Source organism: Pseudomonas sp. PME37.24/025, from assembly GCF_055556615.1.
Map to the genome: position 1 here is coordinate 1 of NZ_JBVHNK010000022.1, position 13,847 is coordinate 13,847.

A 13,847-nucleotide genomic window follows, 5' to 3' on the forward strand; every position below is an offset into this window, starting at 1 on the left:
GCTGCGCCTTTTTCCCGTGTTCATTACGTCCTCCTGAGAATGGGTCAGAAGGTGTAAACCTTATTCAGGACGGGACAGGGAACAAAAAAAGGGCGATCCACATGGATCGCCCTTTTTTGTATCAACCGAATCTACGTTAACGAACAGCCAGAATCGGACTGCCCAAACGCTCAAGCAAGGTGGCCTGGGCACTGCGCGGGTTCTGGTTGCCGGTCGGCGTGTTGCGGATGTAGCGACCGTCCGCTTGCAGGCTCCAGCTGTGGGTGTTGTCGGTGAGATAGAGCTCCAGCTCTTTCTTGACCCGCATGATCAGCTTCTTGCCTTCGACCGGGAAGCAAGTCTCGACGCGCTTGTCGAGGTTGCGCTCCATCCAGTCGGCGCTGGACAGGAACATCTGTTCTTCGCCGCCGTTGAGGAAGTAGAAGACCCGGGTGTGCTCCAGGAAGCGACCGATGATCGAGCGCACGTGAATGTTGTGGGAGACCCCGGCGATGCCCGGTCGCAAGCAGCACATGCCGCGCACCACCAGATCGATACGCACACCGGACTGACTGGCCTTGTACAACGCACGGATGACTTTCGGATCGGTCAGCGAGTTGAACTTGGCGATGATGTGCGCCGGCTTGCCGTCGATGGCGAACTGCGTCTCCCGGGCAATCATGTCGAGCATGCCCTTCTTCAACGTGAACGGCGCATGCAGCAGTTTCTTCATGCGCAGGGTTTTACCCATGCCGATCAACTGGCTGAACAGTTTGCCGACGTCTTCGCACAAGGCGTCGTCGGAGGTCAGCAGGCTGTAGTCGGTGTAAAGACGGGCGTTGGCCGCGTGGTAGTTGCCGGTACCCAAGTGGGCGTAACGGACAATCTCGCCAGCCTCGCGGCGCAAAATCAGCATCATCTTGGCGTGGGTCTTGAAGCCGACCACACCGTAAATCACCACAGCACCGGCCGCTTGCAGACGGCTGGCCAGTTGCAGGTTGGATTCTTCGTCGAACCGCGCGCGCAATTCGATCACCGCCGTCACTTCTTTGCCGTTACGCGCAGCATCTACCAGCGCATCGACGATCTCGGAGTTGGCGCCACTGCGATACAACGTCTGGCGAACCGCCAACACGTGCGGATCCTTGGCCGCCTGACGCAGCAAATCGACCACCGGGGTGAACGACTCGAACGGGTGCAGCAGCAGGATGTCCTGCTTGCTGATCACGCTGAAAATGTTCTCGCTGTTTTGCAGCAGTTTCGGGATCTGAGGGGTGAACGGGGTGTATTGCAGCTCCGGATGACTGTCCAGGCCGGTGATGCTGAACAACCGGGTCAGGTTGACCGGGCCGTTGACCTGATACAGCTCGGTCTCGTGCAGGTTGAACTGCTTGAGCAGGTAATCGGACAGGTGTTTCGGGCAGGTATCGGCCACTTCCAGCCGCACCGCGTCACCGTAGCGACGGGAGAACAACTCGCCGCGCAGGGCGCGCGCCAGGTCTTCCACGTCTTCGGTATCGACCGCGAGGTCGGCGTTTCGGGTCAGGCGGAACTGGTAGCAGCCCTTGACCTTCATGCCTTGGAACAGGTCATCGGCGTGGGCGTGGATCATCGACGACAGGAACACGTAATTGTCGCCCGGGCCACCGACTTCTTCCGGCACCTTGATGATTCGCGGCAACAGACGCGGCGCAGGGATGATCGCCAGACCGGAGTCGCGACCGAAGGCGTCGACGCCTTCGAGCTCGACGATGAAGTTCAGGCTCTTGTTCACCAGCAACGGAAACGGGTGCGTCGGGTCAAGGCCGATCGGGGTGATGATCGGCGCGATCTCGTCGCGGAAATAACGACGAACCCAGGTCTTGAGCTTGGTGGTCCAGTAGCGGCGGCGGATGAAGCGGACCTGATGTTTTTCCAGTTCCGGCAACAGAATGTCGTTGAGGATCGCGTATTGGCGATCGACGTGGCCGTGCACCAGCTCGCTGATGCGAGCCAGGGCCTGGTGCGGTTGCAAGCCATCGGCGCCAGCCTGTTCACGGGCGAAGGTGATCTGCTTCTTCAGGCCGGCAACACGAATCTCGAAGAACTCGTCCAGGTTGCTGGAGAAGATCAGCAAAAACTTCAGCCGCTCCAGCAATGGGTAGGACTCATCCAGCGCCTGCTCCAGCACGCGGATGTTGAACTGCAGTTGCGAGAGCTCACGATGGATGTACAGGCTGCTGTCATCCAGGCCGGGAATGGCAATCGCAGGCGCCGCCACAACGGGCTCGGCCACCACTGCGGGTGGAGCAGGCTCCAGTTCCGGCGGGGTTTCGGCGATTTGCTCCACCACAGGTTGAGCGTCTTTTACGGCAACTTCAGTGAGTCCTTCGGTATTCATCGAATGTTCCTGGGAGGGCTATTTTTGCTCTCGTAACAATTGAGCAGCGCGGACGGCAAAGTAAGTCAGGATGCCATCAGCGCCTGCACGTTTAAAAGCGGTCAGGGATTCGAGGATAACCCCTTCGCTCAACCAGCCATTCTGGATCGCTGCCATGTGCATGGCGTATTCGCCGCTGACCTGATACACAAAGGTCGGCACTTTGAACTCTTCCTTGACCCGATAGAGGATATCCAGATACGGCATGCCTGGCTTGACCATGACCATGTCCGCGCCTTCTGACAAGTCCGCCGCCACTTCGTGCAGGGCTTCGTTGCTGTTGGCCGGGTCCATTTGATAGGAGGCCTTGTTGGCCTTGCCCAGGTTCAGCGCCGAGCCCACCGCATCGCGGAACGGGCCGTAATAGGCGCTGGCATATTTTGCCGAGTAAGCCATGATCCGCACGTTGACGTGATCGGCCAGCTCCAGCGCCTCGCGGATCGCCTGGATGCGACCGTCCATCATGTCCGACGGGGCCACCACCTGAGCACCGGCTTCAGCGTGGGACAAAGCCTGTTTAACCAGTGCGTCGACGGTAATGTCGTTCTGCACGTAGCCTTCTTCGTCGAGGATGCCGTCCTGACCGTGGGTGGTGAACGGGTCCAGAGCGACGTCGGTGATCACACCCAACTCCGGGAACCGGTCACGCAGAGCTCGGGTAGCGCGCTGGGCGATGCCATCCGGGTTCCAGGCTTCGGCGGCGTCCAGGGATTTGAGCTCCGGTGGCGTCACCGGGAACAGTGCCAGCGCCGGAATCCCCAGCTCGACCCATTTGGCAGCTTCTTCCAGCAACAGGTCGATGGTCAGGCGTTCGACGCCCGGCATCGAGGCCACCGCTTCGCGACGGTTTTCACCGTCCAGCACGAACACCGGCAAGATCAGGTCGTCGACGGTCAACACGTTTTCACGGACCAGTCGACGCGAGAAATCATCACGACGGTTGCGACGCAGGCGGGTTGCAGGAAACAAACGGTTGGCGGGGGTAAAGCTCACGGCAGACTCCTGAGCCCGCGCTGGCGGGCGAGCGTGACAGTTATAAGCGGCCATTATGACGAACGTATTACAGTTGTGTGCACCCCTGTGACAGGTAGCCGCATTCCATTGTCCTTGTAGGAAATGTTCACGTCGAGACACATTTTGACACTTTCCTGAATGTGTCCGAGGGGTTAGGCTGCGCGTTCATTTCGCCAGCACCCAGACAATGCTCCAACAATTTCTTCAGGAATTCGGCTACTTCGCCCTCTTTCTCGGCACGTTCTTCGAAGGCGAAACCATCCTGGTGCTCGCAGGCTTCCTTGCGTTCCGCGGATACATGGACATCAAGGTGGTGATGCTCGTGGCATTCCTCGGCAGTTATGCCGGCGATCAGCTGTGGTACTTCCTGGGGCGCAAGCACGGGCGCAAATTGCTGGCGCGCAAACCGCGCTGGCAACTGATGGGTGATCGGGCGCTGGAACATATCCGCAAACACCCGGACATCTGGGTGCTGAGCTTCCGCTTTGTCTACGGCTTGCGCACCGTGATGCCGGTGGCGATCGGTCTGTCGGGCTATCCGCCTGGACGCTACCTGCTGCTCAACGGGATTGGCGCAGCGATCTGGGCCGCCGCGCTGGCAGCGGCCGCGTATCACTTCGGCGCGGTGCTCGAAGGCATGCTGGGCAGCGTCAAGAAGTATGAGCTGTGGGTGCTGGGCGCCCTGCTGGTACTGGGCTTTTGCCTGTGGCTGCGGCGGCGTTTCAAGAATGCCCGTCTGGCGAAGAAGATCTACGCCGACGAGCAAGCGTTGAAAGCCGAACAGGCCAAGTCCAGCGAACCTACGACGCCCATCGAGTGAAGCGGTTTCTACAACAGTAGAGGCCGATTCCGCTGAGCAGGCTGTAACTGAGCAGCCCCACCCAGCCCACCGCGCTGCCCGGCCATAGCCCGACCATTGGCGCCAGCCACACCAGCGGCAGGTTCGACGCCAGCCGCAACAGCTCCAGCTTCAGTGCCTGCGGGCGATTTTCCAGGGCCACGCCCAACACAAACAGCCCCCATGCCACGGCACCCCAGCCCAACACCAAGGCCGAAACCGGCAGGCTCTGTTCCAGATTCATCAAGTAACTGCCCAAGGCGATGTAGACGCAGAACTGTAGCGCCACATACCACTGCTGGCGCCCGTCCAGCGGCACCTCGAACTTGCGGAACTGGCTCAGGTCCGGTTTGTTCATCGGGTATTTGGCCGCCACATCCGCTGGCCGCCAACCGGTGCGCATGAACCAGATCCGCAGCTTGTCCCACCCGCTTTCGGCGCGCCGGGCGTCATCCCACAGCTGCGCATAGAACTGCACGTTTGCCCACAATGGATTCCAGCTCGCCAGCGGCGTGGTCACGCCGAAAATCACCGGTTCGTTGTCGTCCTCTTCCTGGAACGAGCCAAATAGACGGTCCCAAATAATGAACACCCCGCCGTAGTTGCGATCCATGTAGAGAGCGTTCTGTGCATGGTGAGCCCGATGATTGGACGGCGTGACGAAGAACCATTCGAACCAGCCAAGCTTGGGAATGTGCCGGGTATGCACCCAGAATTGGTACAGCAGATTCAGCGCCGCAACGCTGACGAACACCACCAGCGGCACGCCGAGCACGGCCATGGGCAGATAGAAAATCCAGCTCAACAGAAATCCGGTGCTGGTCTGGCGCAAGGCTGTGGAGAGGTTGTAATCCTCGCTCTGGTGATGCACCGAGTGGGCGGCCCAGAGGATGTTGCGCTCGTGGCCCATGCGGTGCAGCCAGTAGTAGCAGAAGTCGTAGAAGACGAAAGCAAACACCCAGACCCAGACGCTGTCGGCCGACAGTTCAATCACGGCCAGATGCTTCAGGGCAAAGGCATAAGTCACCAGGCCGACGCCTTTGGTCAACAGGCCCGTGGTGGTCGACAGCACGCCGGTGCTGAGGCTGTTGATTGCGTCTGCCACGCGGTAATTGTTCACCCCGCGCCAACGGTCGGCCAGCCACTCGACCGCAATCAGCACAAAGAAAAACGGCACCGCATACAGAATGAAGTCCATGACGCGCCCTGATCAGAATCGTTCAGCAGAGATTAGGTGTAGCCGCGTATTAACCCTATGGCAACGAGTGACAAATTAGTGGACATTTAACGCCATGAATCTGGAGAAAAGCCCATGAGCAAAAAAATTGCAGTGATCCTTTCCGGCTGCGGCGTGTACGACGGTGCCGAGATCCACGAAAGCGTGATCACCCTGCTGCGGCTGGACCAGCGCGGCGCCCAGGTGCAGTGTTTCGCACCCAATATCGCGCAGTTGCATGTAATCAACCACCTGACCGGCGAAGAAATGCCCGAGGCGCGCAACGTGCTGGTGGAATCGGCCCGGATCGCCCGGGGCAACATCAAGGATATCCGTGAAGCGGACGTCGAAGACTTCGATGCGCTGATCGTGCCCGGTGGTTTCGGGGCGGCCAAGAACCTGTCGAACTTTGCCGTCGAAGGTGCCGGATGCAGCGTTCAACCTGACGTCCTGGCGTTGACCGAAGCGTTCGCCGAGGCTGGCAAACCGGTGGGGCTGATCTGCATCTCGCCAGCCCTGGCGGCAAAGATCTACGGCCCAGGCGTGACCTGCACCATCGGCAACGATGCCGATACCGCCGCCGCGATGAACAAAATGGGCGCCACCCATGCCGAGTGCGCAGTGACCGACATCGTCGAAGACAAGGCGCGCAAGCTGGTGAGCACTCCGGCGTACATGCTGGCGCAATCGATCAGCGAGGCCGCTTCCGGCATCAACAAACTGGTCGACCGCGTACTGGAACTGACCCACGAAAACGATGCCTGACGCGGTTCGTATGAAGGCTTTCTGTGGCGAGGGAGCTTGCTCCCGTTGGACTGCGTAGCAGTCCCCTTTTTTGGGGCCGCTTCGCGACCCAGCGGGAGCAAGTTCCCTCGCCACAGGGTCGTGATTTGCTCAGGGGGTGCGGGTAAGCCGGGTAAGAATCCGGTCCAGCGCATTGGCAAACGCCTGCTTCTCGCGATCGCCAAACGGTGCCGGTCCGCCGCTTATCTGCCCCTGCTCGCGCAGATCGGTGAACAGGTTACGCACCGCCAGCCGATCGCCCATGTTCTGCGCATCGAACTCCTTGCCCCGTGGATCCAGCGCAGCAACGCCCTTCTTCACTAGCCGGTCCGCCAGCGGCACATCGCTGCAAATCACCAGTTCACCCGGCACCGCGTATTCCACCAGGTAATCATCGGCGGCATCCGGACCGCTGGGCACCACGATCAGCTTCACCAAGGCGAGGCCCGGTTTGATCTGCGGCTGGCCGGCCACCAGCACCACTTCGAACTGGCGCTTGAGGGCGAATTTCACCACCAGATCCTTGGCTGCCCGTGGACAGGCGTCGGCATCGATCCACACGCGCATTGTTTATACCTCTTCTAAAAAGCTTCGCGGGCAAGCCCGCTCCCACAAGGTTAGCGCTGAACCTGTGGGAGCGGGCTTGCCCGCGATTATGAGCGCAGCGAATGCGTCAGGAAACTTGTGCCCGCCGCTTCTCGGCCATCCGGCTACGGCTGTACAACACGATGATCGCAATGATCGCCACGGCCTGAGCACTCAGCGAATAGGCATCAGCGTGGATCCCCAGCCAGTCGAAGTCAAAGAACGGCACCGGCCGCGTGCCGAAGATCCCGGCTTCCTGCAACGCCTTCACGCCATGGCCGGCAAACACCACCGACAACGCGCAGAGCAAACCGGCATTGATGCCGAAGAACAACGCCAACGGCAGTTTCGCCGAGCCGCGCAGAATCACCCAGGCCAGACCGATCAGCAATACCAGCGCCGTCGCCCCGCCCGCCATTACGGCGTTGTGCCCTGCCGGCCCGGCCTGCAACCACAGGGTTTCGTAAAACAGGATCACTTCGAACAGCTCGCGATACACCGAGAAGAACGCCAGGATCGCAAACCCGAAACGCCCGCCACCGCTCACCAGGCTGCTCTTGATGTAATCCTGCCAGGCCGCTGCGTGGCGACGGTCGTGCATCCACACGCCGAGCCAGAGCACCATGACACTGGCAAACAACGCCGTCGCGCCTTCCAGCAGTTCACGCTGGGCACCGCTGACGTCAATCACATACGCCGCCACCGCCCAGGTCGCCAGCCCGGCCAGCAACGCCAGGCCCCAACCGATGTTGACGCTACGCACCGCCGATTGCTGGCCGGTATTGCGCAGAAACGCGAGGATCGCCGCGAGCACCAGAATCGCTTCCAGACCTTCTCGCAACAGAATCAACAGACCGGAAATGTAGCTCAGCGACCAGCTCAGACCATCACTGCCGAGCAGGCCGGCGGACTCTTTCAATTTGGCCTTGGCCGCCTCCAGACGCTGCTCGGCCTGGGCCACCGGCAAGCCGTCCTGCAACGATTGACGGTAAGCCATCAGGGACTTCTCGGTGTCTTTGCGCACGTTGGCGTCGACGTTGTCCAGGGAGCTTTCGACCAGCTCGAAGCCTTCCAGGTACGCGGCCACCGACAGGTCGTAAGCCTGGTCGTGTTCGCCGGCACGGTAGGCTGCGATGCTCTTGTCCAAGGTGGCCGCCGTGTAATCCAGCAACTGTCCCGGGCCACGCTTGACCTGCGGCGGTTGCGCTCGTTGCGCGCGGAAGGTCGCGGCTGCTTGCGGACCTTCGGCGGCCTGCACTTCGGCTGGCGTCTGACGTGCCAGGTCGGCGATGTTGTAGGTTTTCTCGGATTTTGCCGCAGCCGGGTCGGCGCTGAAGCTGGCGATGTAGGTCGCCAGGTCCCAACGTTGACGATCATCCAATTGATCGGCGAAGGCCGGCATGTCGGTGCCTTCAACGCCCATGCCCAGCGTGTTGTAGATCGCATAGAGGCTCAGACGGTCCAGTCGCACGGCATCGCGCAGATTGGCCGGCGGTGGCGTCATGCCGACACCCGCCGGACCGTCACCGGCGCCCGCATCGCCGTGGCACACCGAGCATTGCTGGGTATACAGCGGCGCGCCGCGAGTCGGGTCCGGGGTGATGACCGGCGCCTGGCTGACCTCATAGGTCACCGCCAGTTTTGCCCCCAGCTGCCGCGCCTGACGGGCAACATCCGCCCCGTCCTTGCGAGCGGCGATCGCAACGCCAAGGCTGCTGACACCTTGCTCCAGCTCTGCGCGTTCGGGTTTGGCCGGCAAATCGGCGATCAAGCCTTGCAGCACCTTGAGGAATTCCTGCTGTTCGCGGTATTCAGACTCATCGATGACTTTGCCCGCCTCGACCGTCGCCGGGTAATCAGCGCCAATGTAATCGAGCAAATGCAGGGCCTTGGGCGCACCTTCCGCGGTTTCGGCCAGCGCATTGAAGCTGCAGAACGCGATCACCGGCAGCACGAGCCACGCCAGAAAACGAGAGGAGGCAATCATGAATAAATCTCAAATGGAAATACGAAGTAACACATTGTTCACTCCCAATGAGTTTCACTCAAGCTTTGTTGGTATTTCCTGCGTAGCTGCGTATAAATTCAGCGGCCAATTGCCACCCTCCGTCGGTTTCGTTCAGGGAAGAATCAACGTCCATGCGTTTACACCTATTTTTCTCACTGCTGCTGAGCCTCGTCCTGCAACTGACCGGTTGCGCCGCCTACCGCGACTACGACCTGGAACTGGGGCAAACGACCGCCCAGTTGAAAGCGGGAAATCCGCAGGGCGCTCTCCAACTGCTGGAGCTGCACAATCCGTCAGAAGAACGGGATCTGCTCTACTACTTCGAAAAAGGTGCAGTCCTGAGTGCCGCTGGTGCGTTGCCGCAGAGCCAGGTTGCCTGGCGCAGCGCGGAGCAAATGGTGATCCAGCGCCAGGACACCGTCGAGTCTGCCGGCACACAGCTCTTGTCCGCGATGGGCGATCATTGGGGCAGCAGCATCAACGACAAACTGCGGCGCTACGATGGCTACGACTACGAAAAAGTCATGCTGACCACGCAAATGGCCCTGAACCAGTTGGCCGTGAATGACTTCGACGGTGCTCGCGCCGACATCAAGAAAACCCACGAACGTGAAGCACTGATTGCCCGTCAACGGGAAAAGGAATACGAGCGACTTGAAGAAGAAGCCAAAGCCCAGGGCGTTCGCGTGCACTACAAGGATCTCCAGGGCTACCCCGTGATGACCCTGGATGCGCCCGCCGTGATCGCGCTGAAAAACGGCTATCAGAGTGCATTCAGTCACTACCTGGCAGGGTTTACGTATGAAGCGCTGGGTGAGCGTGATCTTGCCGCCCCGGGTTATCGCCAAGCCATCGAGTTGCGGCCCGACCTGCCCTTCTTCGAGCAGGCATTGCGCGAACTCGACAAACCTGCGGCCAAGGCAAATGAAAGTGATGTGCTGATCATCGTGCAAAGCGGCCTGGCGCCGGCGCGCAGTTCGGTTCGTGTCCCCTACCCGGTGCGCCTGGAAGACAATCAGGTGATCGTCGCCAACGTATCGTTTCCGGTGATGGTTCCCGACACGTCGACCCCGGTGTTCACGCAGATGACGATCGACGGTCGCAAACAGCAGCTGATCCTTGTTAACAGCATCACCGACATGTCTTTGCGCACGTTGCGCGACGATATGCCAGGCATCATTCAGCGCACCGCGTATCGCGCCTACCTGGCCGCTTCTGTTCAGGGCACAGACAACCGACGCGACCCGAGCAAAGCCTCCTACGTGACGAAGCATGATGGTTTCGAGCACGCGGACACCCGAACCTGGCGCACGTTGCCCAACATCACCCTGGTGGCGCGCCTGCGCCTGAAAAAAGGCGAGCACCTGATCAGCCTGCCCAACGCGCCGGGCGCTGCGCCCCTGAAAGTCCGCATCGAGCAGAACCATCAGGTCATAGGCCTGCGAGCGCTGGGCGAGCGGGTTTACAGCAACGGAGTGGCTTTCGAACCTGCCGTTGCGCCTGAAAGCAGTGTGGTATCCGGTCTGAAATAAGTGATGGCATATTTGTGAAAGCATGTAATTAAAAAGCCATTACATAGCCAGCATCCCTGTTTATAATGCCGTGCCGTCGTTATTGCGATATGGCATTTAAGCTCCTCTTTTTATGAGGAATTGGCAGGACGCCAACAGTCCTTCCGATGGGTCCCAACAGCCCGACCAGCACGCGGCTGCTTATATTCAGGGAAGACGTACCCCTTATGGCATTCCGTGCCCCCACCTTGATCGCGCTCAGCGCTGTCACGTTGCTCTCCGGCTGCTCGGCCTTTCGTAACTACGATTCGGAACTTGCACAAACCAACCAGCAACTGGCTTCCGGCAACGTCGACGCCGCATTGACCCTGCTGGAAAAGAACAACACCAGCAAAGACAAAGACCTGCTCTATTACTTCGAGAAAGGTGAACTGCTGCGCGCCAAGGGCGACTTGTCCGGCAGCCAGAACGCCTGGACCAGCGCCGATCAGGTGGTGGGCAAGTGGGAAGACTCGGTCAAGCTCGACACCGAGAAATACCTGGCTCAGTTCGGCAGCTTCCTGGTCAACGACAAGGTTCGTCGCTACGAAGGCTACGACTACGAAAAAGTCATGCTGACCACGCAAATGGCCCTCAATCTGCTGGCGGTGAATGACTTCGACGGCGCGCGCACCGCGATCAAGAAGACTCACGAACGTGAAGCGGTGATCGCCGACCTGCGCGACAAGGAATACCTCAAGAGCGAAGAGCAAGCCGAGAAAGAAGGCGTCAAAACCCAGTACAAGGATCTTCAGGGTTACCCGGTGGCCAGCCTCGACGCGCCGGAAGTGGTCAGCCTGAAAAACAGCTACCAGAGCGCGTTCAGCCATTACCTGGCCGGCTTCGTCTATGAAGCCCTGGGCGAGAAAGATCTGGCGGCGCCAGGTTATCGCAAAGCCGCGGAGCTGCGTCCGAACACGCCATTGCTGGAACAGGCGCTGGTGAATCTCGACAAACCCGCCAAGGACGAGGACAGCGACATCCTGATCGTTGTGCAAAGCGGCCTGGCGCCGTCCCGCGACTCGATCCGCATTCCGCTGCCATTGCCTATCAGCAACAACGTGGTGATCACGCCGCTGTCATTCCCGATCATCAAACCGGATACCTCCACTGCCACCTTCGCCCAGATCGGCGTGGACGGTCAGCAGCTGAATCTGACGCAACTCAACAGCACCACCGCCATGTCCCGTCGCGCGCTGCGTGATGACATGCCGGGCATCATCCTGCGCACCACCGTGCGGGCGATCACTCGTGGTGTGGCACAGAAGCAGATCAACGAAACCAACCCGCTGGCGGGTCTTGCGGTCGGTATCACTTCAGCCGTGCTTGAAGGTGCCGATACCCGTACGTGGCGTACGTTGCCGGACAACACTCAGGTGGTGCGTCTGCGCTTGAAGAAAGGCGAGCACAGCGTCACGCTGCCAAGCGCCGTGGGCGGCTCGGTGGTCAAGGTCACCGTTGATCAGCGCTTTCAGGTCATCACCCTGCGCGCCGTGGGCAATCAGGTATTCGCCAGCGGCGTGGCTGCGCACGTGATCCCGAGCGCCAACCCGACCGCCGTGGCCAGCCTCAAACAACCTTAAGAACGGAGTCTTTGCATGCGCTTCAAATTCATCGCTGTCGTCGCCCTGGCTTTGCTGGCCGGTTGCGCCACCCCGCCACCGCCGGAGCCAGGCAGCGCTGCCAGCAAGGTCGTGGCCATGGGCAAGCTCAAGAACATCGTGGTTGGCGCCATGCGCGTGGCCCGGGAAAACGGCTTCATGACGGTCAATGCCCAGCTGAGCAACACCAGCTACAACAACAAGACCTTCTACTACCGTTTTGCCTGGCTCGGCCCTGAAGGCTTCCCGGTTGCCGAAGAAGAAACCTGGAAAAGCCAGCTGATGTACGGCGAGCAGACCAGTTTCATTCAGGCCATCGCGCCAACCGCCAAAGCCGTGGATTTCCGTCTCGAAATCAAAACGCCTTAAGCCCGACACCCTATTCGTTCAGTTCTAGAGAGCATTCCCATGTTTGCACGCTTTTCGTTCATCGCCGTCATCGCCCTTCTGGCCAGCGGTTGCGCCAACACTTCGCCAACCCTGGGCAGCAAAAACATCAGCTACGGTGACACCAAAGCCGTGGAAACCGTGACCAACGAGTTCGGCTCCACCGACCTGCAGATGATCGCCGAATCCATGACCCGCTCCCTGGCCCAGTCCGGCATCCTGCAAGGCCGTCCGGTGGTTCAGGTTTACGACGTGAAGAACAAGACCAGCGAGTACATCGACACCCGCGAAATCACCACCAGCATCAAGACCCAATTGATGAAGACCGGCGTCGCCCGCTTCGCCAGCGATAACACCGCCATGCAAAGCCAGGTTGACCAGCTCAAGTTGCAAAACCAGAGCGGCTTGTACAAGAAAAGCACCGTCGCCAAGACTGGCAACATGATCGCTGCCCAATATCGCATCGAAGGTTCGATCAGCTCGATCGTCAAGCGCAGCAGCGATTACAAGGACGTCTTCTACAAATTCAGCCTGCAATTGATCGACGTTGAAAGCGGTCTGGCCGAATGGATGGACGAAAAAGAGATTCGCAAAACCACGGAGCGTTAATCGATGCGCGCATGGATTGGCATGATGGCCCTGGCTTGCGCGTTCAGCGTGCAAGCGGCCCCGAAAGTCGCCGTAGCGGACCTGGCGTATCAGGAACGGGTGGAGCAGTACGTCCACACTATTTCAGCCCAGAGCAACCACAGCCAGAGCTATTACGGCGCCAGTGGTTCGTCCAGTTACGAAGAGTACGAAGCAACCAGCAGCTACATCGAGCAAGGTGAACTGCGGAAATTCACCGGCGACATCAAGGGCGAGATTCTGCGCACCGGCATGTTTCAGCTGGTGCAGGGCACGCCTTACACAGCATCGTCCAAAGGTGACGTGTATGACGTGATCAAGCGGATCAAGGCCGGTAGCTTCAAGGGTGCCGACTACGTGCTGTTCGGCACCGTGTCAGACATCGACTTCACCCGCGACATGAACGAGCTGGCCAACACCGACAGTTATTCGGCAGTGCTGGGGCTGACGCTGGTGGCGGACTTCAGCTTGATCAACACCAAGACCTATGAGATCACCTCGGCCTTCACGGCGATGGGTGAAGGTCAGGACACCAAACTGGTGAATGGCCGGGATATCAAGATTTCGCTGAACCGCCCACGGGTGGTACGTGATGTGTCCAAGGCGCTGGGTGAGGATGTGGCTGCGCAACTGAGCCAACAGCTTGGTGGCGGTGGCTATGAGCAGCCGGGGCAGGCGCCGCAGCGCAATAACCTGCCGCGGGATACGGCACCGGTGATTCTGCACTGAGATTTCAGTAGGTACTTTGTGGCGAGGGAGCTTGCTCCCGCTCGGCTGCGTAGCAGTCGTAAATCGATTGATGCGGTTTGCCTGACACTACCGGAGGAATGGTTTTGGGGC

The 13,847-nt window shown here is 59.8% G+C and carries 12 protein-coding genes; 7 read left to right on the forward strand and 5 right to left on the reverse strand.

Going from position 1 to position 13,847, the window contains the following annotated elements:
• Positions 1-136: 136 nt before the first annotated feature.
• Complete coding sequence (gene ppk1, locus ACZ3HH_RS28310) at positions 137-2,359, reverse strand: polyphosphate kinase 1 (protein WP_465809673.1); 2,223 nt, start codon at positions 2,357-2,359, stop codon at positions 137-139.
• Between the two features lie 18 nt (positions 2,360-2,377).
• Entirely contained in the window at positions 2,378-3,391 is a 1,014-nt protein-coding gene (gene hemB / locus ACZ3HH_RS28315) for a porphobilinogen synthase (protein WP_008076082.1), read from the reverse strand.
• 208 nt (positions 3,392-3,599) lie between these two features.
• Here hemB and ACZ3HH_RS28320 point away from each other — a divergent pair, with 208 nt between their 5' ends.
• On the forward strand, positions 3,600-4,232 hold the full coding sequence (locus ACZ3HH_RS28320) for a DedA family protein (protein WP_465809675.1): 633 nt from the start codon (positions 3,600-3,602) through the stop codon (positions 4,230-4,232).
• On the opposite strand, the gene ACZ3HH_RS28325 is transcribed toward ACZ3HH_RS28320, so the two are convergent.
• Positions 4,213-5,448, reverse strand: coding sequence for a sterol desaturase family protein (locus ACZ3HH_RS28325; protein WP_465809677.1), 1,236 nt, complete (start codon positions 5,446-5,448; stop codon positions 4,213-4,215). The two genes, ACZ3HH_RS28320 and ACZ3HH_RS28325, sit on opposite strands and share 20 nt — an antisense overlap.
• A 114-nt stretch (positions 5,449-5,562) precedes the next feature.
• Between ACZ3HH_RS28325 and elbB the strand changes: the two genes are divergently transcribed.
• Complete coding sequence (elbB, locus tag ACZ3HH_RS28330) at positions 5,563-6,231, forward strand: isoprenoid biosynthesis glyoxalase ElbB (RefSeq protein ID WP_465809679.1); 669 nt, start codon at positions 5,563-5,565, stop codon at positions 6,229-6,231.
• Positions 6,232-6,360: 129 nt separating this feature from the next.
• Here elbB and ACZ3HH_RS28335 read toward each other — a convergent pair whose 3' ends face one another.
• Positions 6,361-6,816, reverse strand: a complete 456-nt coding sequence (locus ACZ3HH_RS28335; protein ID WP_465809680.1) for a YaiI/YqxD family protein — start codon at positions 6,814-6,816, stop codon at positions 6,361-6,363.
• A 106-nt stretch (positions 6,817-6,922) separates the two neighbouring features.
• On the reverse strand, positions 6,923-8,821 hold the full coding sequence (locus ACZ3HH_RS28340; protein WP_465809682.1) for an FTR1 family protein: 1,899 nt from the start codon (positions 8,819-8,821) through the stop codon (positions 6,923-6,925).
• Between the two features lie 152 nt (positions 8,822-8,973).
• Between ACZ3HH_RS28340 and ACZ3HH_RS28345 the strand changes: the two genes are divergently transcribed.
• From ACZ3HH_RS28345 to ACZ3HH_RS28365, 5 genes are all read left to right on the forward strand, one after another.
• Positions 8,974-10,374 (forward strand): COG3014 family protein, encoded by a 1,401-nt coding sequence (locus ACZ3HH_RS28345; protein WP_465809684.1) that lies wholly within the window; start codon positions 8,974-8,976, stop codon positions 10,372-10,374.
• Between the two features lie 206 nt (positions 10,375-10,580).
• Positions 10,581-11,975: a COG3014 family protein gene (locus ACZ3HH_RS28350; protein WP_465809686.1), complete on the forward strand. Its 1,395-nt coding sequence runs from the start codon at positions 10,581-10,583 to the stop codon at positions 11,973-11,975.
• 15 nt (positions 11,976-11,990) lie between these two features.
• Complete coding sequence (locus ACZ3HH_RS28355) at positions 11,991-12,362, forward strand: YcfL family putative periplasmic lipoprotein (RefSeq protein WP_038980807.1); 372 nt, start codon at positions 11,991-11,993, stop codon at positions 12,360-12,362.
• 39 nt (positions 12,363-12,401) lie between these two features.
• A complete protein-coding gene (gene lpoB, locus ACZ3HH_RS28360; RefSeq protein ID WP_007899345.1) occupies positions 12,402-12,989 on the forward strand; it encodes a penicillin-binding protein activator LpoB in 588 nt (195 codons plus the stop codon).
• A gap of 3 nt (positions 12,990-12,992) precedes the next feature.
• Positions 12,993-13,736 (forward strand): penicillin-binding protein activator LpoB, encoded by a 744-nt coding sequence (locus tag ACZ3HH_RS28365; RefSeq protein WP_465809689.1) that lies wholly within the window; start codon positions 12,993-12,995, stop codon positions 13,734-13,736.
• Positions 13,737-13,847: the final 111 nt, after the last annotated feature.